This is a genomic window from Streptomyces sp. NPDC046821 (genome assembly GCF_040645335.1).
Taxonomy (GTDB): Bacteria; Actinomycetota; Actinomycetes; order Streptomycetales; family Streptomycetaceae; genus Streptomyces.
This window is the reverse complement of record NZ_JBEYYB010000008.1, coordinates 317,861-343,122: the sequence shown is the minus strand read 5'-3', so window position 1 is coordinate 343,122 and position 25,262 is coordinate 317,861. Positions and strand designations below refer to the sequence as shown.

20 protein-coding genes and 1 pseudogene are annotated in these 25,262 nt (G+C 71.1%); 18 read left to right on the top strand and 3 right to left on the bottom strand.

The window, feature by feature from the left end; genetic code table 11:
- Window positions 1–340: 340 nt before the first annotated feature.
- The 5 genes and pseudogenes from ABZ893_RS18620 to ABZ893_RS18600 all read left to right on the top strand — a co-directional run.
- A complete protein-coding gene (locus ABZ893_RS18620; RefSeq protein ID WP_361404414.1) occupies window positions 341–1,054 on the top strand; it encodes a hypothetical protein in 714 nt (237 codons plus the stop codon).
- A complete protein-coding gene (locus ABZ893_RS18615; RefSeq protein WP_361404411.1) occupies window positions 1,055–3,229 on the top strand; it encodes a glycosyltransferase in 2,175 nt (724 codons plus the stop codon).
- Window positions 3,226–4,599, top strand: coding sequence for an acyltransferase (locus tag ABZ893_RS18610; protein WP_361404408.1), 1,374 nt, complete (start codon window positions 3,226–3,228; stop codon window positions 4,597–4,599). The genes ABZ893_RS18615 and ABZ893_RS18610 overlap by 4 nt, the downstream gene beginning before the upstream one ends.
- Before the next feature lie 95 nt (window positions 4,600–4,694).
- A complete protein-coding gene (locus ABZ893_RS18605; RefSeq protein ID WP_361404405.1) occupies window positions 4,695–5,567 on the top strand; it encodes a hypothetical protein in 873 nt (290 codons plus the stop codon).
- A gap of 62 nt (window positions 5,568–5,629) precedes the next feature.
- Window positions 5,630–6,487, top strand: a pseudogene (locus ABZ893_RS18600) (uroporphyrinogen-III synthase); the annotation flags it as partial.
- 37 nt (window positions 6,488–6,524) lie between these two features.
- Here ABZ893_RS18600 and ABZ893_RS18595 read toward each other — a convergent pair.
- Window positions 6,525–6,941, bottom strand: a complete 417-nt coding sequence (locus ABZ893_RS18595) for a PIN domain-containing protein (protein WP_361404403.1) — start codon at window positions 6,939–6,941, stop codon at window positions 6,525–6,527.
- A gap of 1 nt (window position 6,942) precedes the next feature.
- On the bottom strand, window positions 6,943–7,161 hold the full coding sequence (locus ABZ893_RS18590; RefSeq protein WP_361404400.1) for a type II toxin-antitoxin system VapB family antitoxin: 219 nt from the start codon (window positions 7,159–7,161) through the stop codon (window positions 6,943–6,945).
- Window positions 7,162–7,326: 165 nt separating this feature from the next.
- Between ABZ893_RS18590 and ABZ893_RS18585 the strand changes: the two genes are divergently transcribed.
- The 6 genes from ABZ893_RS18585 (at window position 7,327) to ABZ893_RS18560 (ending at window position 14,260) form a co-directional block, all read left to right on the top strand.
- Window positions 7,327–7,914, top strand: coding sequence for a CGNR zinc finger domain-containing protein (locus ABZ893_RS18585; protein ID WP_361404397.1), 588 nt, complete (start codon window positions 7,327–7,329; stop codon window positions 7,912–7,914).
- A 50-nt stretch (window positions 7,915–7,964) separates the two neighbouring features.
- Complete coding sequence (locus ABZ893_RS18580; RefSeq protein WP_361404394.1) at window positions 7,965–8,588, top strand: sigma-70 family RNA polymerase sigma factor; 624 nt, start codon at window positions 7,965–7,967, stop codon at window positions 8,586–8,588.
- A complete protein-coding gene (locus tag ABZ893_RS18575) occupies window positions 8,585–9,385 on the top strand; it encodes a zf-HC2 domain-containing protein (protein WP_361404391.1) in 801 nt (266 codons plus the stop codon). Before ABZ893_RS18580 ends, ABZ893_RS18575 begins: the two co-directional genes overlap by 4 nt.
- Window positions 9,386–9,466: 81 nt before the next feature.
- Window positions 9,467–11,857, top strand: a complete 2,391-nt coding sequence (locus tag ABZ893_RS18570; protein ID WP_361404388.1) for a UvrD-helicase domain-containing protein — start codon at window positions 9,467–9,469, stop codon at window positions 11,855–11,857.
- A gap of 390 nt (window positions 11,858–12,247) precedes the next feature.
- On the top strand, window positions 12,248–13,681 hold the full coding sequence (locus ABZ893_RS18565; protein WP_361404385.1) for an NAD-dependent malic enzyme: 1,434 nt from the start codon (window positions 12,248–12,250) through the stop codon (window positions 13,679–13,681).
- Between the two features lie 297 nt (window positions 13,682–13,978).
- Window positions 13,979–14,260, top strand: a complete 282-nt coding sequence (locus ABZ893_RS18560) for an HU family DNA-binding protein (protein ID WP_030680681.1) — start codon at window positions 13,979–13,981, stop codon at window positions 14,258–14,260.
- A 273-nt stretch (window positions 14,261–14,533) separates the two neighbouring features.
- On the opposite strand, the gene murA is transcribed toward ABZ893_RS18560, so the two are convergent.
- On the bottom strand, window positions 14,534–15,874 hold the full coding sequence (gene murA, locus ABZ893_RS18555; RefSeq protein WP_361404382.1) for a UDP-N-acetylglucosamine 1-carboxyvinyltransferase: 1,341 nt from the start codon (window positions 15,872–15,874) through the stop codon (window positions 14,534–14,536).
- 324 nt (window positions 15,875–16,198) lie between these two features.
- Here murA and ABZ893_RS18550 point away from each other — a divergent pair, with 324 nt between their 5' ends.
- From ABZ893_RS18550 to ABZ893_RS18520, 7 genes are all read left to right on the top strand, one after another.
- On the top strand, window positions 16,199–16,798 hold the full coding sequence (locus ABZ893_RS18550; protein WP_361404379.1) for a YqgE/AlgH family protein: 600 nt from the start codon (window positions 16,199–16,201) through the stop codon (window positions 16,796–16,798).
- 54 nt (window positions 16,799–16,852) lie between these two features.
- Window positions 16,853–17,140 carry a DUF3039 domain-containing protein gene (locus tag ABZ893_RS18545; protein ID WP_361404376.1) on the top strand — a complete coding sequence of 96 codons (288 nt, stop codon included), beginning with the start codon at window positions 16,853–16,855 and terminating at the stop codon, window positions 17,138–17,140.
- 111 nt (window positions 17,141–17,251) lie between these two features.
- Window positions 17,252–18,883: a beta-N-acetylhexosaminidase gene (locus tag ABZ893_RS18540; RefSeq protein ID WP_361404373.1), complete on the top strand. Its 1,632-nt coding sequence runs from the start codon at window positions 17,252–17,254 to the stop codon at window positions 18,881–18,883.
- 341 nt (window positions 18,884–19,224) lie between these two features.
- Entirely contained in the window at window positions 19,225–20,124 is a 900-nt protein-coding gene (locus tag ABZ893_RS18535) for an FAD binding domain-containing protein (RefSeq protein ID WP_361404370.1), read from the top strand.
- Between the two features lie 98 nt (window positions 20,125–20,222).
- Window positions 20,223–21,944: a (2Fe-2S)-binding protein gene (locus tag ABZ893_RS18530; protein WP_361404612.1), complete on the top strand. Its 1,722-nt coding sequence runs from the start codon at window positions 20,223–20,225 to the stop codon at window positions 21,942–21,944.
- On the top strand, window positions 21,941–24,268 hold the full coding sequence (locus ABZ893_RS18525) for a molybdopterin cofactor-binding domain-containing protein (RefSeq protein WP_361404367.1): 2,328 nt from the start codon (window positions 21,941–21,943) through the stop codon (window positions 24,266–24,268). Before ABZ893_RS18530 ends, ABZ893_RS18525 begins: the two co-directional genes overlap by 4 nt.
- Before the next feature lie 201 nt (window positions 24,269–24,469).
- Complete coding sequence (locus ABZ893_RS18520; RefSeq protein WP_361404364.1) at window positions 24,470–25,078, top strand: hypothetical protein; 609 nt, start codon at window positions 24,470–24,472, stop codon at window positions 25,076–25,078.
- Window positions 25,079–25,262 lie beyond the last annotated feature (184 nt).

Here is a 25,262-nt window from a genome sequence, read left to right as displayed (position 1 = left end):
GTGCGGGATTTTTTTCGTGCCCCGGCGCCCTCGCCGTGCGGTGCAGGGTGTGACGCGTGTGAGTCCTGAGGCGTGGGCCGCACCGGATTCCGGCTGCGGATGCACTCATCATGATGAGCGACACCCTCCTGAGAACGCGTGGGTCTCGCCGGTGCGCTACATTTCTGCTCCGAGCGCAGTGTGGTAGGGGGGCGCTTGGACCGGATGGGGGTCCGGTCCGAACGACGAAAGCTCGGTACGTCGTGCGCGCAACCATTTGTTCATGTCCTTGGGGGGATGTGCGTACGTGGAATCTTGGCAGGAGAATGCCCGCTCCGGGCACACTCACGATCCCAATGAAGTGACCGTCCAGCTCGACGGCGCGGGCCGTCAGCTGGACGAACTCATAGCCGCTTCCCGAGCGGGAGCGGCCGCTAAAGAAGTCCCGGTCTTCGTCGACGACTCGGGCCGCCGCAATCGCAGGTACCGCCGCTTCGGCGCCGTCGTCGGAATGATCTGCGCGGTCTACGCCGTGGTCATCGTGGCGACCCTGCTTTCCGGCAATTCGACCGCGCCCTGGCTGCCGATCAAGAGCCAGGACAAGGAAAAGCCCGCGGGTGAGGTCAAGACCCCGCGGCTGCCCGCCGACCGGGCCAAGCGGTCCCCGTCCCCGGGCACCACCGCCGGTCCCGGCCTCGTCGGCACCGAAGTGGTCACCGGCGAGTCCGGCAAGCCCGGTGTCGTGGGCACGAGCGCCGGCCCGTCCGCCCCGTCCGGCGGCGCGAGCGGCAAACCCAGCGCCAAGCCCGGCAGTTCGCCCGGCCCGAAGCCGACCGCCGGGCCCGGCAAGCCCGCCCCCGGCAAGTCGCCCGCCCCGGGCCCCGGCCCCTCGCAGCCGCCCGTGTCGCCCGCGCCCGGAGAGCCGTCCCCGTCGGACAGCGCGCCCCCGGCCGAGCCCTCGGAGTCCCCGGTCCAGGGCGGCACCTCCGCCGTCGCGCAGCCGCCGGCCTCCTCACCCGTCGACCCGAGCCCGGCCGGAGAGCCGACGCCCTCGTCCCCGGAAAGCATCCTGTAGATGTCCTCCAGCTCACACCGTGGGCTCAAGGTGCCGAGACGGCGCCTGCCCATGCGCTACTTGCTGCCGTCGCTGCTCCTCGTGGCCCTGCTCGCGATGCTCATGCTCCGCGGGTACGTACACAGCGAGATCCTCGCCGACCACCGCATCCAGCCGCCCGCCGCCACCGATCACGTGCCCGAGAAGATCCTCGAGGGCGGCCCGGTCATCGACACCCGTAACGGGCGCGAGACCAGCCTCAGCGTGCCCGACCACCGGCTCGTCCTCACCTTCGACGACGGCCCCGACCCGGAGTGGACCCCGAAGGTCCTCGACGTCCTGAAGGAACACCACGCCCACGGCGTCTTCTTCGTCACCGGCACCATGGCCTCCCGCTACCCGGGCCTGGTCAAGCGCATGGTCGACGAAGGGCACGAGGTCGGCCTGCACACCTTCAACCACCCCGACCTCTCGTACCAGTCCAAGAGCCGTATCGACTGGGAACTCACGCAGAACCAGACGGCGCTCGCGGGCGCGGCCGGGATACGGACCTCGCTGTTCCGGCCGCCGTACTCCTCGTTCGCCGACGCCATGGACGACAAGTCCTGGCCGGTCACCAAGTACATAGGCAGCCGCGGGTACATCACCGTCGTCAACAACACCGACAGTGAGGACTGGAAGCGCCCCGGCGTCGACGAGATCATCCGCCGGGCCACGCCCCAGGGCGGCAAGGGCGCGATCGTCCTCATGCACGACTCCGGCGGCGACCGCTCGCAGACCGTCGAGGCCCTCGACCGCTTCCTGCCCGAACTCCAGGACGAGGGCTACCGGTTCGTCAATCTCACCGAGGCGCTCGACGCGCCCAGCGCCCACACGCCCGTGCACGGCCTCGAACTGGCCAAGGGCAAGGCGTGGATCTACGCCGTCGACGCCTCGGACGACATCACCGACGCCCTCGTCGTGTGCCTCGCGATCATCGGCGTCCTCGTCATCACCCGCTTCGGCTTCATGCTGGTGCTCTCCGTGGCGCACGCCCGGCGGGTGCGGCGGCGCGACTTCGCCTGGGGACCGCCCGTCACCGAACCGGTGTCGGTCCTGGTTCCCGCGTACAACGAGGCCAAGTGCATCGAGAACACCGTGCGTTCGCTCATGTCGAGCGAGCACCCGATCGAGGTCGTCGTGATCGACGACGGCTCGACCGACGGCACGGCCCGCATCGTCGAGAACCTGCGCCTGCCGAACGTCAGGGTGGTCCGCCAGCACAACGCCGGCAAGCCGTCCGCCCTCAACCGGGGCCTCGCCAACGCCCGGCACGAGCTGATCGTGATGATGGACGGCGACACGGTCTTCGAGCCGTCCACCGTCCGCGAACTCGTCCAGCCCTTCGGCGACCACCGCGTCGGCGCGGTCGCGGGAAACGCCAAGGTCGGCAACCGGGACTCACTCATCGGGGCCTGGCAGCACATCGAGTACGTGATGGGCTTCAACCTCGACCGCCGCATGTACGACATGCTGCGCTGTATGCCCACGATCCCCGGGGCCGTCGGCGCCTTCCGCCGCAGCGCCCTGGAGCGCATCGGCGGCATGAGCGACGACACGCTCGCCGAGGACACCGACGTCACGATGGCCCTGCACCGGGACGGCTGGCGCGTGGTCTACGCCGAGCGGGCCCGCGCCTGGACCGAGGCTCCGGAGTCCGTCCAGCAGCTCTGGTCCCAGCGCTACCGCTGGTCGTACGGCACCATGCAGGCGATCTGGAAGCACCGGCGCGCGGTCATCGAGTCCGGCGCCTCGGGCCGTTTCGGGCGGGTCGGCCTGCCGTTCGTCGCCCTCTTCATGGTCCTCGCGCCGCTCCTGGCGCCCCTCATCGACGTCTTCCTCTTCTACGGCCTCGTCTTCGGCCCGACGGAGAAGACCATCGTCGCCTGGCTCGGCGTCCTCGCCGTCCAGGCCGTCTGCGCGGCGTACGCCTTCCGGCTCGACCGCGAACGCATGACCCACCTCATCTCACTCCCGCTCCAGCAGATCCTGTACCGGCAGCTGATGTACGTCGTGCTGCTCCAGTCCTGGATCACCGCGCTCACCGGCGGCCGCCTCCGCTGGCAGAAGCTGCGGCGCACCGGAGCGGTGGAGGCGCCCGGCGCGGCGCCGCGACAGCGGGCCTCGCGCGCCAACGATCGGAGGCCTGTCGCATGACGCATCCCACACCCGCCACCGACGGGCAGAACGGGTTCCGGCCGACCCGGCCGATGCCCCAAGTGCCGTTCCCGCAGGTGCCGTTCGAGCCGGAGCGGGGGCCTGTACGGGGGCCTGCTCCGGAGCCGGGCGGGGCGCAGGGCCACGTACCGGACCAGGCGCCGGCGCCCGCGTCGCCCGGCCCGGCGGCGGCTCCGGCGGCCGCTCCCAAGAAGCCCGGCCGGGACCGCTATCTCGACCTGCTGCGGTCCATCGCCCTCGTCCGCGTCGTCTGCTACCACCTCTTCGGCTGGGCCTGGCTGACGATCCTCTTCCCGTCCATGGGCGTGATGTTCGCGCTCGCCGGATCGCTGATGGCGCGCTCCCTGAACCGGCCCGCGCTGGGCGTGATCAGGGGACGTATCCGACGGTTGCTGCCGCCCATGTGGGCGTTCAGCGTCGTCGTGCTCGCGCTGATGTTCTTCGGTGGCTGGAACCCCGGAAAGGACCCCGACAACGGCGGGACCTGGGGCTGGATCAGCCTGGTCAACTACTTCTTCCCGGTCGGCGCGCCCTCGTTCCCCTGGCACCTCGGCAGCAGCGCCGGGCTCCTGGAGGACACCTGGCCTTCGCAGGCCGCCGGCCCGCTCTGGTACCTGCGGGCCTACCTCTGGTTCGTCATCGCCTCGCCGCTGCTCCTGTGGGCGTTCCGCAAGGTGCCGTGGGCGACGCTGCTCGCGCCGCTCGCGCTGACGGCGGTCGTGGGTACGGGCATCGTCACCATCCCCGGCGAGACAGGGAACGCGGTCACCGACTTCTGCGTCTACGGCAGCTGCTGGGTCCTCGGGTTCGCCCACCACGAGGGGATGCTCGCGAAGGTGCCGCGCTATCTCGCGGTGTCCTGCTCGGCGATCGTGATGGCGTTCGGACTGTGGTGGGCGTCGGGTCATCTCGGGCCGGACGGCTGGGACCTGAACGACATCCCGCTGGCGCAGGCGACCTGGTCCTTCGGGTTCGTCGTCATCCTGCTCCAGTACTCGCCGTCCTGGCAGCAGCTGCCCGGCCGGCTCGCCAAGTGGGACCCGCTGATCACGCTGTCCAACAACCGCGCGGTCACGATCTATCTCTGGCACAACATGCTGATCATGGCGACGGTGCCGATCATCGACCTCGCGTACAACCTGCCGTTCATGGACGACGCGCGGTGGAGCGGTGCCCTCGATTCGACGTACATGCTCTGGATGTTCGTGCTCACGTGGCCGCTGATCGCGCTGGCGGTCGTCGGGACGGGCTGGATCGAGGACCTGGCCGCCAAGCGGAGCCCGAGGCTGTGGCCGGACGGTACGAAGGGCAGGAAGGGGACGCGCGGGGGGAGATCCCGTAAGGGCTGACCGGGGCGGCCTTGTGTCCCGGGCGGCGGTGGGGTTGGGTCGTGGTCGACCAGACCAGCACCGGTAAGCAGGATCACGAGGGGAACCGGACCGACATGACACAGCCGCCTGGCCGGCCACCGCAGGACGGATCCGGATCCGGACCCCACCCCGCGTACGGGCCCCCGCCGCCGTCGCCGTCCGGCGGCGGGCAGGAGAACCCGTACGCGGGTACGCCGACACCGCCCCCGGCGGCACCGCAGACGCCGCCTCCGGGGCAGGGCCCGTACGGGTCCCCTTACGGGCAGCAGCCGCAGTACGGGGATCAGCCTTACGGGCAGCAGCCGCAGGCCCCTTACGGGCAACCCCCTTACGGGCAGCCCGGGCAGGCCCCCTACGGAGGCGCGTACCCGGCGCCCCAGCCTCCGCCCGGCCCGCCGAGCGGTGGTGGCGGCAACAAGCGGATCGCCGTCATCGCAGGTTCCGTCGTCGCCGCGCTCGTGCTCGTCGGCGGCGGGATCTTCCTCGCCACGAGCGGAGGCGACGGCGGCAAGAAGGCCCCCGAGGCGAAGGGGACCGCCCCTGCGTCCCCCAGCCCCGAGGCCAGCGACTCGCCCAGCGAGGACCCGGCCACCGAGGATCCGATCGCCGACCCCACGGGCACCTCGCGGCCCGCCGGATCCACCGGCTACCAGGGCCAGTGGCAGGACGAGCAGGCCAGGACCCTCACCGTCGGCGACAGGATCACGTCCGGTGCGGCCAAGGGCAACTACAAGGTGTCCTACCTCGACGCGGGCGGTAAGGGCATCTGCACCGGCATCGGCGACGACCGTTCCGTCGGCGCGTTCCGGATGGCCGTGAAGTGCATCGGCAAGGACACGGGCGACGAGGTCTTCGGCGCGAACCTGACGCAGGCCGACGACGTGATCACGCTCACGTGGGACAAGGGCGGCACGGTGACGCTCAAGTGGGCCGGCACGACGAGCTGACGTCATCATGGGGGACAGGGCAGGACCATTCGAGCGGGACGAGAGCGACGAGAACCACCACCATGAACGACGACGCCGACGCACAGCCCCGTCCCCCTGAGGGATCGCACGGCCCCCTTACGGGTTTCACCGTGGGAGTGACCGCCGCCCGCCGTGCCGAGGAGTTCATCGCGCTGCTCCGGCGGCGCGGCGCCACCGTCGTGCACGCCCCGGCCATGCGTACCGTCCCGCTCGCGGACGACAGTGAACTCCTCGCGGCGACAAGGGAGTTGGTCGACCGCGCGCCCGACATCGTGGTCGCGACCACGGCGATCGGGTTCCGCGGCTGGATGGAGGCCGCCGACGGCTGGGGCCTCGGCGAGCGGCTCGCCGACCGGCTGCGCGAGGCGGAACTGCTCGCCCGCGGCCCCAAGGTCAAGGGCGCCGTACGCGCCGCCGGGCTCACGGAGAAGTGGTCGCCGGCGTCCGAGTCGATGGCCGAGGTCCTCGAGCGGCTCCTCGACGAGGGGGTGGACGGACGCCGGGTCGCCGTCCAGCTGCACGGCGAGCCCCTGCGCGGCTTCGTGGAGGCGCTGCGAGAGGCGGGCGCGGAGGTCGTGGGGGTGCCGGTGTACCGGTGGCTGCCGCCGGAGGACATCGGGCCCGTAGACCGGCTCATCGACGCGACGATCGCCCGGGGCGTCGACGCGCTGACGTTCACGAGCGCGCCGGCGGCGACGTCGATGCTCTCGCGGGCCGAACTCCGGGGCCTGCTACCGGAGTTGCTGGACGCCCTGAACCATGACGTCGTGGTCGCCTGCGTGGGCCCGGTGACGGCGCTGCCGCTCCAGACGCACGGAGTGCCCACGGTCCAGCCCGAACGCTTCCGCCTGGGACCGCTCGTTCAGCTCCTTTGCACTGAACTCCCGGGCAGGGCAAGGTAGTTGACGGTCACGGAATGCCGATTGGGCGGTTAAGTCAACCTGGCGTGCGGTGGACGTTGTGCTCGTGGAGGTCCGTCAGCAACCCTGCGGCGACAGCGAAGTCCTTGTCGTCGTGGAGCACGACAAGGCCGTGGTGAGCCGCCGTCGCGCAGATAAGCCAGTCGACAGTCGACAGACTCTGGTGTCGGCCGCGCTGAGCGAGGCGGTACTGTGCCGCCTCGATCCACTGCCAGGCTCCCTTGGGGACGGGTGCGTCCGGGTACAGGTCGGCGAACATGTCTGTCATCGCGTCGTACTCGTCGAGGTTCCTGGCCGAACGGCGGAACTCGACGCGCTGGGGATGGCAGGAGCCGATACTGCCCTCGTCGGTCTCGTATCCCCACGCGGCGCCGAGTGTCCGGTCGTGCTGCAGGCGCCACACCGCGGTCGAGTCGGCCAGGTAGCGCAACACGTCAGACGTCGCCCTTCTCCGCGGCGTGCAGCCGCCAGAAGGTCTCGTCGTCCCACTCCTGGGCCGCACGGAAATGCCGCAGGCGCGCCTCGGCCCGGCGTTGGCGTTCCACGTATGCACGCAGGGCGAGGTTCACCGTCTCCTTCTTGGTGCGCGCCCCGGACAGTCTCATGGCCTCGGCCAGAGCCTCGTCGTCTATGTCGATCTGTGTGGCGGACATGAGCACCTCCATGGATGCGGCATTGGTCACATACAAAGGTAGCCAATGCTTGATACATGGCGCCCTCACGTGCCGACAGCGCGCAGCCGTTCCGTGCGTGAACCCTTCGTGTGGGGCCCGGTGCCAGGGGTTCCGGGGGCGCGTGCGGGCAGGCACTGTAGGGGGATGGCATCGCCATCGTCATCGGCCTCGTACGAGCTGCGCTTCGACTCCGGGCGCAGTTCGCTGGATCTTCTGACCACGGCGCACCCCGAGGAGCGGCTCGACTCGGTGGGGCGGCTGCGGGCCTGGCTGTACGGGTCGGGGCTCGTGCCCGCGGACACCCCGCTGCGCGGCGCCGACCCGGCCTGGCTGCCCGCCATGCGTGAGCTGCGGGGACACATAGGCCATCTGGTGTGCGGAGAGCTCGACGGCAGGCCCGCGCCCGCCGCCCTGGAGCGGGTCAACGCCCTCGCCCGGCTGACCCCGCCCTCCCCGCGCGCGGCCCGCCGTGCCGACGGCACCCTCGTCAGGGTCCTGCACGCCGACCCCGGCTGCCGTGAACTGCTCGCGGCCGTAGCCCGGGACGCCGTAGAACTGCTCACCGACCCCGTCGCCCGCTCCTGCCTGCGCAGATGCGAGGGCGACAGCTGCCCGATCATCTACCTCGACACGTCCAGGGGGCACCGCCGCCGCTGGTGCTCCAGCGAGGTCTGCGGCAACCGGGAACGGGTCGCCCGGCACCGCCGGAAGACGACACTGACCCAGGCCTGAGCCCCGTACGCCTCCCTGAGCCGGTTGAACACATCGCGCACCCCTTACGTATGGAAGTGCGTAGTGGGCACCCGGCAAGGGGGACAGCGGAGGTTGGTGTGCGTAAGGATTCGGCTGTGGCCGATGAACGCCCGCCGAGGGCACGACGGCGCGCGCCGCAGTCATCCGGGCCCGACGAGGAGCTGATGCGCGTGCTCTACCGCGAGCACGCGGGCCCCCTTCTCGCCTATGTGCTCAGACTGGTCGCGGGTGACCGTCAGCGAGCCGAGGACGTCGTACAGGAAACCCTGATCCGTGCCTGGAAGAACGCCGGTCAGCTCAACCGTGCGACCGGCTCCGTGCGCCCCTGGCTGGTGACGGTCGCGCGGCGGATCGTCATCGACACCCATCGCAGCCGGCAGGCCCGGCCGCAGGAGGTCGACCCGTCGCCGCTTGAGGTGATCCCCGCGGAGGACGAGATCGACAAGGCGCTGTGGCTGATGACGCTCGCGGACGCGCTGGACGACCTGACGCCCGCGCACCGCGAAGTGCTGGTCGAGACGTACTTCAAAGGCCGTACGGTCAACGAGGCGGCCGCGGTCCTCGGCATCCCGAGCGGAACGGTGCGCTCCAGGGTCTTCTACGCGCTGCGTTCCATGAAGCTGGCGCTGGAGGAGCGGGGGGTGACGGCATGACTTCCTCGTACGACGACTACGGACCGTACGACTCGGGTGAGGTGCACGAGACGGTCGGCGCCTATGTGCTCGGCATCCTCGACGAGGCCGAGGCCACCGCCTTCGAAGCCCATCTGGCCGGCTGCGACCTGTGCGCGCGCCAGCTGGAGGAGTTCGCGGGCATGGAGCCGATGCTGGCCGCGCTCGCCGGCCTCCCCGAACCACAGGGCACCCCCGCGCGGGAGCGGGTCGGCGCGCAGCTCGGCGCCCGGCCGAGCGAACAGCTCGCCGAGCGGCTCTTCGCCGAGGTCGCGCAGAAGCAGGCGCACAAGCGGCGCCGCGGGATGGTCCTGGTGGCGTGCGCCGCCTCGCTGATCATCGGCGGACCGCTGGCCGTGCTCGCCGCGAGCGGCGGCGGGACGAACGTGGCCGAGCCGCCGCCCCACCCCACCGTCTCCTCCGCCGAGTCCTGGTTCCAGCACGCCGACAAGAAGGTCACGGCGACCGACCCGGGCACGCACGTGACCGCCACCATCGGTATGCAGTCGAAACCGTGGGGCACCGACACGGTCCTGGAGCTCAAGAACGTCAAGGGCCCGCAGAGCTGTTCGCTGATCGCGGTCGGGAAGAACGGCGAACGCGAGACGGTCACCTCCTGGACCGTCCCGAAGTGGGGCTACGGCATCCCGAACAGCAACCACTACGCGGCGAAATACCCGCTGTATGTGCAGGGCGGTGCCGCGTTCCAGCGCAACGCCATCGACCACTTCGAGGTCCGCACCCTCGACGGCAAGCAGCTGGTGGAGGTCGACGCGTAGCGCCGGGAGCGGAACGCGTAGCTTCTTCACCCTCCCTTCGCATATCTTGGACGGCTGCCCAGCACGTCAGAAGGGGGCCCGGTGGCCGCTCAGGCTCATCACCGAACCGCGCTCGACCAGGATCACGATTCCGTACGGGACCGTGAGATCGGCATCGAACAGGAACACCTGGACCAGGTGTACCGCCGTCTCGAGGAGAAGATCCACGAGGCTGAGTTCCTGATGCACGACGCGGCCCAGCGGGGCCACGTCGGCACCCCGGGCGCGCTCGCCGAGCGCGACGCCCAGGTGTTCCGCGCGGGGATCCACCTCAACCGCCTCAACAACGAGTTCGAGGACTTCCTCTTCGGCCGGATCGACCTGCTGCTCGGCAAGGACGGCAAGAAGGGCCCCGACGGCGCGTACACGGCCGTGGAGCCCGCCGAGGGGGCCGTCCGAGAGGGCGAGGACGGGCAGCAGGCGGCCGACATCGCCGAGACCCTCCACATCGGCCGGATCGGCGTCCTGGACGCCGACTACGCGCCGCTGGTCATCGACTGGCGCGCGCCCGCGGCCGCGCCGTTCTACCGCTCCACGCCCGTGGACCCGGGACGCGTCGTCCGCCGCCGCGTCATCCGCTCCAAGGGCCGCCAGGTGCTCGGCGTCGAGGACGACCTCATGCGCCCCGAGCTGACTGCGTACCTCGACGGCGAGAAGCTGCCGGTGATCGGCGACGGCGCCCTGATGGCCGCCCTCGGCCAGGCCCGCAGCCACACGATGCGCGACATCGTGGCGTCCATCCAGGCCGAGCAGGACCTCGTGATCCGGGCCCCCGCCGCCTCCGTGACGTACGTCGAGGGCGGCCCCGGCACCGGCAAGACGGCCGTCGCCCTGCACCGCGCCGCGTACCTCCTCTACCAGGACCGCCGCCGGTACGCGGGCGGCATCCTGATCGTCTCGCCGACCCCGCTCCTCGTCGCCTACACCGAGGGCGTCCTGCCGTCGCTGGGCGAGGAGGGCCAGGTCGCGATCCGCGCGGTCGGCTCGCTGGTCGACGGCGCCGAGGCCACGGTCTACGACTCCCCGGCGGTGGCCCGCGTCAAGGGCTCCTCCCGGATGCTGAAGGTCCTGCGCAAGGCCGCCCGCGGCGCCCTCGAAAGCGGTACGGCCGCTGTGCGGCCGCCGCAGCGCCCCGCCCAGCTCGCCTTCGGCGAGGACCCCGAGGACGAGCCCGCCGCCCCCGTCGAGCAGCCCACGCGCCTGCGCGTCGTCGCCTTCGGCCGCCGCCTCGAACTGGAGGCCGCCGACCTGAACCGGATCCGCCAGAACGCCCTGAGCGGCACCGCCCCGGTCAACCTCCTGCGCCCGCGCGCCCGCAAGCTCCTCCTCGACGCCCTGTGGTCGCAGTCCGGCGCGGGCACCCGCCACAGCGACCCCGAACTCGCCGCCGAGCTGCGCTCGTCCTTCGACGACGACGTCACCTCCGAGGACGAGTTCGTGAACTTCCTGGACGCGTGGTGGCCCGAGCTGACCCCGCGCGGCGTCCTCGCCGCGATGGGCGACGAGCGGCGCCTCGGCCGCTGGGCCCGGCGCATCCTCAACCCCGGCGAGGTCCGCAAGGTCGCCCGCTCCCTGCGCCGCGACGCCCTCTCGGTGCACGACGTCGCGCTCCTCGACGAGCTGAACGCCGTACTCGGCACCCCGGTGCGCCCGAAGAAGAAGCGCGAGTACGACCCGCTCGACCAGCTCACCGGCCTGGACGAGCTGATGCCCACGCGCGAGGAGACGCAGTGGGAGCGCGCCGAGCGCCTTGCCCAGGAGCGCACGGAGTACGCGCACGTCATCGTGGACGAGGCGCAGGACCTCACGCCCATGCAGTGGCGCATGGTCGGCCGCCGCGGCCGGCACGCGACATGGACTGTGGTCGGCGACCCGGCCCAGTCCTCGTGGTCGGACCCGGACGAGGCCGCCGAGGCCCGTGACGAGGCGCTCGGCTCCCGCCCGCGCCGCCGCTTCACGCTCACCGTGAACTACCGCAACCCGGCCGAGATCGCCGAGCTCGCGGCCAAGGTGCTGGCGCTCGCCATGCCGGGCTCCGAGTCCCCGTCGGCGGTCCGCTCGACGGGTGTTCGACCCCGCTTCGCGGTCGTGGCGGGCAGCCTCGGGGACACCGTCCGCGCGGAGGCGCAGCACCTGCTCGACCAGGTCGACGGCACGGTCGGCGTCGTCGTCGCGATGAACCGGCGGGACGAGGCGGCGCGCTGGCTGTCCGGGCTCGGCGACCGCGTCGTGGCCCTCGGCAGCCTGGAGGCCAAGGGCCTGGAGTACGACGCCACGGTGGTCGTCTCGCCGGCGGAGATCGCCGACGAGTCCCCGGCCGGACTGCGGGTCCTGTACGTGGCGCTGACCCGCGCCACGCAGCAGCTCACGGTCGTCTCGGGCCCGCGCGACGAGCCCGACGCGGACGGCGTGCCCGACCTGCTGCGCGACTGACTTCACTCGAGTTCAGCAGGGGGAATTGCCTTACCGGGATCCTTTGTTACCGTTGACGTGACACCGGCTCGATCCAAGCCCCCGGGCCCAACCTTCGTCGCTACGAGCGACCACTTGCCGCGAGGCGAGCATGGCGGGTCGGTGTCATCTACGTGAGGAGAGGCCCACGTCACCCCGGTGACGTGGGCCTCTTTCTGTTTCCCCCAACTTCTCGTATGGTGGAAACAACTTTCCGAAAGTGAGCATCCTGGGGCGACACCCCGGGGAGCTGGCCGGGTGGTGAACAAAAGGTTCGCAATCCGGGGCGGCTACCACGTACTCGGCGGTAGGTGCGACGATCGGACGGAAAAAACGCAGCAGTAGCGACGGTGAAAGCAGAGGAACCCGGTCATGGCAACGGCACCCAGCGTCTCCTACTCGATGACGGTCCGCCTTGAGGTGCCCGCCAGCGGAACAGCGGTATCCCAACTCACCACGGCGGTCGAGTCCCACGGCGGCTCTGTCACCGGCCTCGACGTGACGGCGTCCGGCCACGAGAAACTCCGCATCGACGTCACGATCGCGGCGACCTCCACCGCCCACGCCGACGAGATCGTCGAGCAGCTGCGCGAGATCGAGGGTGTCATCCTCGGCAAGGTCTCCGACCGTACGTTCCTGATGCACCTCGGCGGCAAGATCGAGATGGCGTCGAAGCACCCCATCCGCAACCGTGACGACCTCTCGATGGTCTACACGCCGGGTGTGGCCCGCGTCTGCATGGCCATCGCCGAGAACCCCGAGGACGCCCGCCGCCTCACCATCAAGCGCAACACCGTCGCGGTCGTCACCGACGGTTCGGCCGTGCTCGGCCTCGGCAACATCGGCCCGATGGCCGCCATGCCGGTCATGGAGGGCAAGGCCGCCCTCTTCAAGCGCTTCGCCGACATCGACGCCTGGCCGATCTGCCTGGACACCCAGGACACCGACGCCATCGTCGAGATCGTCAAGGCGATCGCCCCCGGCTTCGCGGGCATCAACCTCGAGGACATTTCCGCCCCCCGCTGCTTCGAGATCGAGGCCCGCCTGCGCGAGGCCCTCGACATCCCCGTCTTCCACGACGACCAGCACGGCACGGCCATCGTCGTCCTCGCCGCCCTGACGAACGCCCTGCGCGTCGCCGGCAAGTCGATCGGCGACATCCGCGTCGTCATGTCCGGCGCGGGCGCGGCCGGTACGGCCATCCTCAAGCTCCTGATCGCGGCCGGCGTCAAGAACTCCGTCGTCGCCGACATCCACGGCGTCGTCCACGCGGACCGCGCCGACCTGGTCGACGCCGACTCGGACTCGCCGCTGCGCTGGATCGCCGACAACACCAACCCCGAGGGCCTCACGGGCACCCTGAAGGAGGCCGTGCGCGACGCGGACGTCTTCATCGGTGTCTCGGCCCCGAACGTCCTCGACGGCGACGACGTGGCCGCCATGGCCGAGGGTGCCATCGTGTTCGCGCTCGCGAACCCGGACCCCGAGGTCGACCCCGCGATCGCCCGTCAGACGGCGGCGGTCGTGGCCACGGGCCGCTCCGACTTCCCGAACCAGATCAACAACGTGCTGGTCTTCCCGGGCGTCTTCCGCGGCCTCCTGGACGCCCAGTCGCGCACGGTCAACACCGAGATGATGCTGGCCGCCGCGGCCGCCCTCGCGGACGTCGTGAGCGAGGACGAGCTCAACCCGAACTACATCATTCCGAGCGTCTTCAACGACAAGGTCGCGGGCGCCGTCGCCGGAGCCGTGCGCGACGCGGCGAAGGCCGCCGGCATCGCTGTGACGGGCGCCACGGCCTCCTGAGGCCCGGCGCGTCGCGGAATGCGGGGCCCCTGGCAGCCCTCTAGGGTGGCCGGGAAGCACGGGCCCCGCTCCGCCCCGCACAGGGGCGGCGACGCATTTCGTGTGACCCCCAAGGGTGCAGGATTGGCTTTCCCGCCGCTGGTGGGGGCAGGATGCGTTGTCGGGCGCGAGGGTCTGAAGACGGACCCGGGTCCGGGGCCTGACCGAGGACCCTGGCAGCATCGGCTTCGCAGTGCCCACCATGCGGCTCCGCCGCGTGGCACGCCTCAACGGCAAGAAGAACACGGGAGTACAAAAATGAACCGCAGTGAGCTGGTGGCCGCGCTGGCCGACCGCGCCGAGGTGACCCGCAAGGACGCCGACGCCGTGCTGGCCGCGTTCGCCGAGACGGTCGGCGAGATCGTCGCCAAGGGCGACGAGAAGGTCACCATCCCCGGCTTCCTGACCTTCGAGCGCACCCACCGTGCCGCTCGCACCGCCCGCAACCCGCAGACCGGCGAGCCGATCAACATCCCGGCCGGTTTCAGCGTGAAGGTGTCCGCGGGCTCCAAGCTCAAGGAAGCGGCGAAGGGCAAGTAGCCTTTCCCTCGCAAGCGTGAGGGGCGGTACCCGTTCTGGGTACCGCCCCTCGTGGCGTTTTCGGGTGCGGGTCCGTCGTGGCCGGTCGCGCCCCGCGGCGGAGCCGCTGATGACACAGCCCCGCGCCCCTGAAGGCTTGCGGCTCCGCCGCGCCTTCCCCTGAAACAGCGCTGCGCGCGGCATCCCTTCCGGGAAATGCCGCGCGCAGCGCGCATTTCAGGGGCGCGGGGAACTGCGCGACCAGCCCCCACCGGCCCGCAGACTCCCCGCTACCTAGCCCAGCGCCTTGCCGGGGAGTTCGACCTTCGCGCCCAGCTCAACGAGCTTGTCCATGAAGTTCTCGTAACCCCGGTTGATCAGATCGATCCCGTGCACACGAGACGTGCCCTGCGCAGCGAGCGCCGCGATCAGGTACGAGAACCCACCACGCAGGTCAGGAATGACCAGGTCGGCCCCCTGAAGCTTCGTCGGGCCCGAGACGACGGCCGAGTGCAGGAAGTTGCGCTGACCGAAGCGGCAGTCCGAGCCGCCCAGGCACTCCCGGTACAGCTGGATGTGCGCGCCCATCTGGTTCAGCGCGGACGTGAAGCCCAGCCGGGACTCGTAGACCGTCTCGTGGACGATGGAGAGGCCGGAGGCCTGCGTCAGGGCCACGACGAGCGGCTGCTGCCAGTCCGTCTGGAAGCCGGGGTGGACGTCCGTCTCCAGCGCGATCGATTTCAGCGAGCCGCCGGGGTGCCAGAAGCGGATGCCCTCGTCGTCGATCTCGAAGGCGCCGCCGACCTTCCGGTACGTGTTCAGGAACGTCATCATCGAGCGCTGCTGGGCGCCGCGGACGTAGATGTTGCCCTCGGTCGCCAGCGCGGCGGACGCCCACGAGGCGGCCTCCAGGCGGTCCGAGAGGGCACGGTGCGTGTAGCCGCCGAGCTTGTCGACACCCGTGATCCGGATCGTCCGGTCGGTGTCCATGGCGATGATCGCGCCCATCTTCTGCAGTACGCAGATGAGGTCCTCGATCTCGGGCTCCACGGCCGCGTTCGACAGCTCGGTGACGCCCTCGGCGAGCACGGCCGTCAGGAGCACCTGCTCCGTCGCGCCGACCGACGGGTACGGCAGCCGGATCTTGGTGCCGCGCAGCCGGTGCGGGGCCTCCAGGTACTGGCCGTCGGCCCGCTTCTCGATCGTCGCGCCGAACTGGCGCAGCACCTCGAAGTGGAAGTCGATGGGCCGGCCGCCGATGTCGCAGCCGCCCAGACCCGGGATGAACGCGTGCCCGAGGCGGTGCAGGAGCGGCCCGCACAGCAGGATCGGGATGCGGGAGGAACCGGCGTGCGCGTCGATGTCCGCGACGTTCGCGCTCTCGACGTGCGACGGGTCCATGATCAGCTCGCCCGGCTCCTCACCGGGGCGGACCGTCACACCGTGCAGCTGCAGGAGGCCGCGCACGACGCGGACGTCACGGATGTCCGGGACATTGCGCAGCCGGCTGGGGGCGCTGCCGAGCAGCGCGGCGACCATTGCCTTGGGCACGAGGTTCTTCGCGCCGCGGACACGGATCTCGCCCTCCAGCGGGGTTCCGCCGTGGACAAGCAGTACATCGTCGGTGACGGTCATGAATCTCGCGTTCCGATGAGATGGACAGGACAACTGACAGGGCCGCGGGGCGGGGCTGTTCGGACGGGGCCTTGGGGCCTGGCGCCGAGCGGGCCAAGGCATAAGGGTAAGGGCCGCCTACCCCCCTTCCGTAAGTCCGAGGACCGGCGGAGGGCGTCATGACTTCGCTACAACACGAAATGTGGCTAAACGGGCGCGGAGGGTCACTCCCCGCGCGCACCGCACGGCGCGCACCCCGGGCGCGTGAGGCATCGCTGAGCTGCGCGCACCCCGGCAGTGCCGTTGACTCCCCGCTCGGGCGCAAGATGCGGGATCATGTCAGGCATGACCGAGGTGTCCTCGCTCACAGGGCGGCTGCTCGTGGCCACACCCGCCCTGTCGGACCCGAATTTCGACCGGGCGGTCGTGCTGCTCCTCGACCACGACGAGGAGGGCTCCCTCGGCGTCGTTCTCAACCGGCCCACGCCGGTGGACGTCGGCGACATCCTGGAGGGCTGGGGCGAGCTGGCCGGTGCTCCCGGCGTCGTCTTCCAGGGCGGCCCCGTCTCGCTCGACTCGGCGCTCGGCGTCGCCGTGATCCCCGGCGACGAGGGCATGGCGCAGGGCTCCCGGCTCCGCTCCGGCGGACGCGACCCCGTCGGCTTCCGCCGCGTGCACGGCGCGATCGGCCTCGTCGACCTGGAGGCCCCGCCCGAACTCCTCGCCGCCGCCCTCGGCTCGCTGCGCATCTTCGCGGGGTACGCGGGCTGGGGTCCCGGCCAGCTGGAGGCCGAGCTGGACGACGGCGCCTGGTACGTCGTCGAGTCGGAACCCGGCGACGTCTCGTCGACGAAGCCCGAGGGTCTGTGGCGCGCGGTCCTGCGACGTCAGCGCAGCGAACTGGCGATGGTGGCGACGTACCCGGACGATCCCTCGCTCAACTGACCCCCTCCCGAGGCCGCTGACCGTTCCCCGCGGGCTTAAGTACCCTTGGCTTCCATGAGCACTCTTGAGCCCGAGCGCGGGACAGGTACGGGGACCCTCGTAGAGCCGGCGCCGCAGACATCGCACGGTGACGGCGACCACGAGCGCTACGCCCACTATGTCCAGAAGGACAAGATCATGGCGAGCGCCCTCGAAGGGACGCCCGTCGTCGCGCTCTGCGGCAAGGTGTGGGTGCCGGGCCGGGACCCGAAGAAGTACCCCGTGTGCCCCATGTGCAAGGAGATCTACGAGTCCATGGGCGCCGGCGGCGACAAGGACAAGGGCGGCAAGGACAAGAAGTAACGGCTGCCGTGCCTTCGCACCAGGGCCCCTGAGCGCATTTCGGCGTGCCGGGGGCCTTGTGCTGCGCCGGGACCGTTGCTCCCGTGGTCCGGACTTCCTAGCCTCGTCGGTGTGGCAGCGACTACGGCAGATCTGATTCCCGCTCCTCAAGTGGTGGCGGGTGGCGGCGATGGCGTTCACGAGCTGGGCGCGGGCAGCACGCTCACGGCCGGAGCCGGTACCGAGGGCGTCGCCAGATGGCTGCGCTCGGCGGTCGGAGCGGCCACCGGACTCGATCTGCCGGAGGGTCCGGGCGACGGCATCGAGCTACGCATCGACCCCGCCCTCGCCCCCGAGGCGTACCGCCTCACCGTCGACCCGCGTGCCATCCGTATCGATGGCGGCAGCGCGGCGGGTGTCTTCTGGGGAGCGCAGACGTTGCGTCAGCTGCTCGGGCCGGACGCGTTCCGGCGGGCGCCCGTCGAACGCGGCCGGAAATGGACGGTCCCGGAGGCGGTGATCGAAGACGCTCCCCGCTTCGCCTGGCGCGGCCTCATGCTCGACGTCTCCCGCCACTTCATGCCCAAGGACGGGGTCCTGCGCTACCTCGACCTCCTTGCCGCGCACAAACTCAACGTCTTCCACCTCCACCTGACCGACGACCAGGGCTGGCGCGTAGAGATCAAACGCCACCCGAAGCTCACCGAGGTCGGAGCCTGGCGCTCACGCACGAAATTCGGCCACCGCGCCTCGCCCCTCTGGGACGAGCGGCCGCACGGCGGGTTCTATACGCAGGACGACATCCGCGAGATCGTCGCGTACGCCGCCGAGCGGCACATCCGCGTCGTCCCCGAGATCGACGTCCCCGGCCACTCGCAGTCGGCCATCGCGGCGTACCCGGAACTCGGCAACACGGACGTCGTCGACACCGCGTCACTCACCGTCTGGGACAACTGGGGCATCAACCCGAACGTCCTCGCGCCCACCGACGCCACCCTGCGTTTCTACGAGGGCGTGTTCGAGGAGATCCTCGACCTGTTCCCGGTCGACGTCTCGCCGTTCGTCCACATCGGCGGCGACGAGTGTCCCAAGGAGCAGTGGAAGCGGTCGCCCGCCGCGCAGGCCCGCATCGCCGAACTCGGCCTGAAGGACGAGGACGAGCTCCAGTCCTGGTTCATCCGGCACTTCGCCACCTGGCTCACCGCACGCGGCCGGCGCCTCATCGGCTGGGGTGAGATTCTGGAGGGCGGCCTCGCGCCGGGTGCCGCTGTCGCGTCCTGGCGTGGTTACGCGGCCGGTATCACCGCCGCCCGTGCCGGCCACGACGTCGTCATGTGCCCGCAGGAGTACGTGTATCTGGACCACCGCCAGGCGCCGGGCGACGACGAGCCGATGCCCATCGGATGGGTCCGCACCCTGGAGGACGTCTACCGCTTCGAGCCCGTACCCCCGCAGCTCACCGAGAGCGAGGCGCGGCACGTGCTCGGCACCCAGGCCTGTGTCTGGACCGAGGTGATGGACAGCCAGGCCCGCGTCGATTACCAGACGTTCCCGCGCCTGGCCGCCTTCGCCGAGGTCGCCTGGAGCGCCCTGCCCGCCCCCGCCGAGCGCGACTTCACCGGCTTCCAGCGGCGAATGGCCGCCCACTACACGCGACTTGACGCACTCGGCGTCGACTACCGTCCGCCCACGGGCCCGAGGCCCTGGCAGCTGCGCCCCGGTGTGCTCGGACGCCCGATCGAGGGGGCGCCCCCGAACGTGTGAGCCGCCGCCGCACACGTTCCCCCGGGCGCCCGGCCCTGGGAACGTGAGGGCCGCAAGAAACGGGAACGTGAGGCCGCAAGGAAAGCGTTATGAAAACCACCGAAGAGTGGCAATGCGCACCGACGGGTGACCAGGGGTCAAAACGCCTCATCTCCCGGCCCCCCGGGGCGAAAGCCTCCTAGCGGACCCCCTCGTCGGGCCCCCGGGAAGATGTGCCAGAGTTGCCTCGTCCGGCCTGTCAGCACGTACCGTACGGCGGAGCAGGCGCAACGGCGCGAACGACGGCTCACCCAACCGAAGCCGCCGGGCGAAGTGCCGGACATCGGGAAGGGGCAGCCGGTTTGACCACGCACGCATTGACCACGCACGCAACGCAGGCCGTGACGCTCCCGGGCTCGCTGGACGAGGCCGTGGAAGCACTCGCCGCCATGCCCGCCGCGGTACCGGTCGCGGGCGGCACCGACCTGATGGCCTCGGTCAACGCCGGGCTCCTTCGACCCGCCGCCCTCGTCGGCCTCGGCCGCATCAGCGAGATCCGCGGCTGGCAGTACCAGGACGGTCACGCGCTCCTCGGCGCCGGCCTCACCCTCGCCCGCATAGGGCGCCCCGACTTCGCCGCCCTGATCCCCGCCCTCGCCGCAGCGGCCCGCGCCGCCGGACCGCCCCAGATCCGTAACGCGGGCACCCTCGGCGGCAACATCGCCTCCGGCGCCGCGACCGGCGACACTCTCCCCGTCCTCGCCGCCCTCGAAGCCACGCTGATCATCGCGGGCCCGGGCGGCGCCCGGCGCGAAGTTCCGGTGTCGCACCTGCTCGCGGGCATGGAGATGCTCGCCCCCGGCGAACTCATCGGCTTCGTACGGGTGCCGCTCCTGCACGCCCCGCAGACCTTCCTCAAGGCCACCGGCCGCACCGGCCCGGGGCGCGCCCTCGCGTCCGTCGCGCTCGTCCTCGACCCGGCGAGGCGCGGCGTCCGGTGCGCGGTCGGCGCGATCGCGCCGATGCCGCTGCGCCCCCTGGAGGCCGAGCAGTGGGTGGCCTCGCTCATCGACTGGGACAGCGAGCGCACGCTCGTGCCCGAGGCGCTGACCGCGTTCGGCGAGTACGTCGCCGCGGCCTGCGTCCCCGAGCCCGCCCCGGCCCCGGACGGCACCCAGGAACAACTGCCGCCCGCCGTACTGCACCTGCGGCGCACGGTCGCCGCGCTGGCCCGACGTGCACTTGGAAGGGCGCTGTCGTGACTGACGAGCACAACCACGGTGGCCACGGAGGCCATCACGAAGGGCATCAGGGCCACGAGGGGGGCTACGGGGGTCATCCGGGAGGCGGCTGGGAGCCGCTGCCCCAGGGGGACTACGACGCGGACGCCACCGCTTTCGTGCAGCTGCCGGAGAGCGGGCTCCCGGACGCGCCGCTGGCCGCGCCGGGGCACGGTTACGTCCCGCCTCAGATCACCATCGCGCCGGGCGGCCCTTCGGCCACCGATCCCGCGGCCACGGGGATGTGGGTGCTGCCGGGGGATGTGACGGGGGCGGGTGCCACTGGCGCGGTGACCGGCGCTGTGACCGGGGGCGTGCGGTGGCCGGAGCCTGCGGGGCCGGAGGCGCAGGTTTCGTACGGTCAGGAGCTCGGCCAGAGGCATGATCAGGGGCAGGTGCCTGGGTACGGGCACGGCCACGATGCCGGGCACGGGCACCAGCACGGTCACGGGGTGACCGGGCAGTGGGACTTCTCGCAGGTCGACACGCGTCACGCGCAGGCGGAGCCGCCCGCGCACGAGCCGTCTTCCGTCACCGGCCAGTGGTCGATCCCCGTCATCGCCGAAGGTGAGTTCCCGGACGAGTCGGGCGAGTTCACGACGTCGTCGATCGCCGAGCAGTGGGGGCGGACGCCTCCGGCGACGCTGCCGGGGGGCGCGGTGGCGCCTTGGGCGGCGGAGGAGTGGGCACAGGCGGAGCCTTCGGCGGAGCCGGAGCCGGAGCCTGAGGTGGTGCCGGAGCCTGAGGTGGTGCCTGAGGCTGAGGTGGTGGCTGAGGCTGTCGGGCCCGAGGCTGAGGTCGTGCCTGAGGTCGTCGAGCCGGTCGTCGCTGAACCCGTGGTGCCTGAGGCCGCAGCCGACGTAACGGACGCAGTCGAAGTGGCGGACGCAACCGACGTTACGGATGCAACTGACGTAACCGACGCCTCGGACGTCTCCGAGACCGTCGAGGTCGCCGAGACCACCGAGGCCGCCGACGTCATAACGGCCACCGAGGCCGCCGCCCCCGAGGAGCCCGTAACCGCGGAGGACCCCGCCCCCGAGGCGGCCGCCACCGTCACCCCCCTCCACGACGACCACCCCCTCGCCTCCTACGTCCTGCGGGTCAACGGGACCGACCGGCCCGTGACCGGGGCCTGGATCGGGGAGTCTCTGCTCTACGTCCTGCGGGAGCGGCTCGGGCTCGCCGGGGCCAAGGACGGGTGCTCGCAGGGTGAGTGCGGGGCCTGCAACGTCCAGGTGGACGGGCGCCTTGTGGCCTCCTGCCTGGTTCCCGGAGCCACGGCAGCCGGCAGTGAAGTCCGTACCGTCGAGGGCCTGGCCAGCGATGGGCAGCCGTCCGACGTGCAGCGCGCCCTCGCGAGCCGTTGCGCGGTCCAGTGCGGATTCTGCGTGCCGGGTATGGCGATGACCGTGCACGACCTGCTTGGGGGCAACCCGTCGCCCACGGAGCTGGAGACCCGTCAGGCCCTGTGCGGCAATCTGTGCCGGTGTTCCGGTTACCGCGGGATCCTGGACGCCGTACAGCAGGTCGTCGAGGAGCGCGAGGCGACCGCCGCTGCGGCGGCCGCCGCGAGTGACCCGGACGGCGAGGCCCGCATCCCGCGCCAGGCGGGCCCGAGCGCGACCGAAGGCATCCACGACCACCAGGGTCAGCAGGACCACCAGGGTCATCAGGTCCAACATGGTCACCCGGACCAACAGGGTCAGCAGGGCCATCAAGACCTTCAGGGCCACCAGGGCCGGCAGGACTTTCACGGGCGGCAGGACTTTCAGGACTTCCAGGACGGGGGCCAGGCGTGAGTGACGAAGCAGCAGCGACCGCGCCCGCGGCCCCCGCGGCGCCGGAGGCCCCCGTGGCCGAGCCGCTGCCGCACGGCCTCGGGGTCTCGCTGACGCCGGCCGAGGCGCGCGCCAAGACGGAGGGCACGTTCCCGTACGCCGCCGACCTGTGGGCCGAGGGCCTGCTGTGGGCCGCCGTCCTGCGCTCCCCGCACGCGCACGCGCGCATCCTGTCCATCGACACGAGCCACGCGCGCGAGATGCCCGGCGTGCGCGCCGTCATCACGCACGAGGACGTTCCCGGAGCGTCCCTGCCCGGCCACCGCGCCGCGGACCGCCCGGTCTTCGCCTCCGACGTCGTACGCCACCACGGCGAGGCCATCGCCGCCGTGGCGGCCGACCACCCCGACACCGCGCGCATGGCGGCCGCAGCCGTGATCGTCGAGTACGAGGTCCTCGAACCCGTCACGGACCCCGAGCAGTCCTTCGCCGCCGAACCCCTGCACCCCGACGGCAACCTGATCCGCCACATCCCCCTGAGCCACGGCGACCAGGACGTGACGGGCGAGATCGTCGTCGAGGGCCAGTACCGCATCGGCCGCCAGGACCCGGCCCCCATCGGAGCCGAGGCCGGCCTCGCCGTACCGCGGCCCGACGGGGGAGTGGAGCTCTACGTAGCGTCCACCGACCCGCACGGCGACCGCGACCTCGCCGCCGCGCGCTACGGCCTGGAGCCCGACCGCGTGAAGATCGTCGTCACGGGCGTACCCGGCGCGACCGCCGACCGCGAGGACCAGAGCTTCCAACTCCCGCTCGGACTCCTGGCGTTGAGGACCGGCTGCCCGGTCAAGCTCACCGCGACGCGCGAGGAGTCCTTCCTCGGCCACACCCACCGCCACCCCACTCTCCTGCGCTACCGCCACCACGCGGACGCCGACGGCAAGCTCGTCAAGGTCGAGGCGCAGATCCTCCTCGACGCGGGCGCGTACGCGGACACGTCCTCCGAAGCGCTCGCCGCCGCCGTCTCCTTCGCGTGCGGCCCGTACGTCGTGCCGCACGCGTTCATCGAGGGCTGGGCGGTCCGTACGAACAACCCGCCCTCCGGCCACGTACGGGGAGAGGGCGCGCTCCAGGTCTGCGCCGCGTACGAGGCGCAGATGGACAAGCTGGCGAAGAAGCTCGGCGTCGACCCGGCGGAGCTGCGCCTGCGCAACGTCATGGCGACGGGCGACGTCCTGCCGACCGGCCAGACGGTGACCTGCCCGGCCCCGGTCGCCGAACTCCTTGCCGCCGTACGGGACTTCCCTCTCCCGGCGCTCCCCAAGGACGCCCCCGAGGACGAGTGGCTGCTGCCCGGCGGACCCGAGGGCGCGGGCGAACCGAGCGCGGTGCGGCGCGGGGTCGGCTACGGCCTCGGCATGGTCCACATGCTCGGCGCCGAAGGCACCGACGAGGTGTCGACGGCCACGGTGAAGGTCCACGACGGGGTGGCCACGGTCATCTGCGCGGCGGTGGAGACGGGCCAGGGCTTCACGACGCTCGCCCGGCAGATCGTCCAGGAGACGCTGGGCATCGACGAGGTGCACGTGGCACCGGTGGACACGGACCAGCCGCCGGCGGGCCCGGGCTGCCGCGGCCGCCACACATGGGTGTCCGGCGGCGCGGTCGAACGCGCCGCGAAAATGGTCCGCACCCAGCTCCTCCAGCCCCTCGCCCACAAATTCGGCATGTCCACGGAGTTGCTCCAGATCGCCGACGGCAAGATCACGTCGTACGACGGAGTCCTGTCGACGACGGTGACGGAGGCGATGGACGGCAAGGAACTGTGGGCCACGGCCCAGTGCCGCCCGCACCCCACGGAGCCGCTGGACGCGGACGGCCAGGGCGACGCGTTCGTGGGCCTGGCGTTCTGCGCGATCCGCGCGGTGGTGGACGTGGACATCGAGCTGGGTTCGGTACGGGTCGTGGAACTGGCGGTGGCCCAGGACGTGGGCCGCATCCTGAACCCGGCTCAGGTGGCCGCCCGAATCGAGGCAGGCGTCACACAGGGCGTCGGCGCGGCCCTGACGGAGAACCTCCGCACCCCGCGCGGCCTCCTCCGCCACCCCGACTTCACGGGCTACACGCTCCCCACGTCCCTGGACGCCCCGGACATCCGCATCGTCAAACTCGTGGAAGAACGGGACGTAGTAGCACCTTTCGGGGCGAAGGCGGTAAGCGCGGCTCCGGTGGTCGCGTCCCCGGCGGCGGTGGCGTCGGCGGTGCGCGCGGCGACGGGGCGACCGGTGAACCGGCTGCCGATTCGGCCTCAGGCGGCGGTGGCGGCTACCCCGCCAACTGACTGACGCCGCATCGCTTGTTCGTAACTTGTTACGTGACGTGTCGAAGTGTGACGCGATGTGCATGTCATCTGCCACGGGCGACGTGTGAACTGACAGTGCGCGTCGCTACAGTTGTCATCGAGACTTCGCAGCCGACGCCGCCCGACGACGACCATCGGCGGACGCCACTGCAGAGAGACCACACGGGGGAACGGGGAGGACGCGATGGCTGAGGCCAAGGACGACGGGGGCGGCGGAGCTTCTCTGCTGCCGTTCGCGGGCGTGATCGGCGGGGTGGGCCTGGTCGCCGCGGGGGCTGCGGCGGACATCGTCACGGAGCTGGAGTCGTTCACGAAGTTCCAGCAGCGCGTTGATGAGCTGATCAGGAACCTCAGCGGGTCGGACGCGGACTCGAAGAAGCTCGGCCAGGAACCGCTCAGCCGCCATCAGTTCGGAGGCGGCGCGGGCGACTGGGGCGCCGCCGCCGGCCTCTTCACGTCGTACCAGACAGTACTCACGGAGCTGCAGCACCTGTCGAAGATCCTTTCCGACTCCATAGAGGGGATGGGTCTCGCGGTTCTCGCCTCCCACAAGGGATATCAGACCATCGACGAGGACCTTCGGGATCGCCTTCAGGCGATCAAGACGGAGACGAAGGACCACTACGGCGGTCGTTATGACCCTGAGAAGTCGAAGCTGTGGCACCACGGCGATGGCCCGACGATCGATGAGATCGGGACCAAGCAAGACCCCAAGGACGAGGCCAAGGACGGAGCCAAGGGCGGCAAGAGCGACTCGGGAGCCGAGCAGGATGGAAGGGAGACCGGTCTCTGATGGCTAGCGACCCGTTTGAGGGAATGAGTCACGAGCAGATGCTGCAGTGGCTCGACCAGGCGAACTCAGGCTCCGTGCAAGCAGCGGCCGACCGGCTCGCCGCAGCCGCCAAGGAGATCCACTCGATCGCTGAGGACCTGAAGGTGAGGCCTCAGTGGGTGGAGTGGAAGGGGAAGGGCGCGGA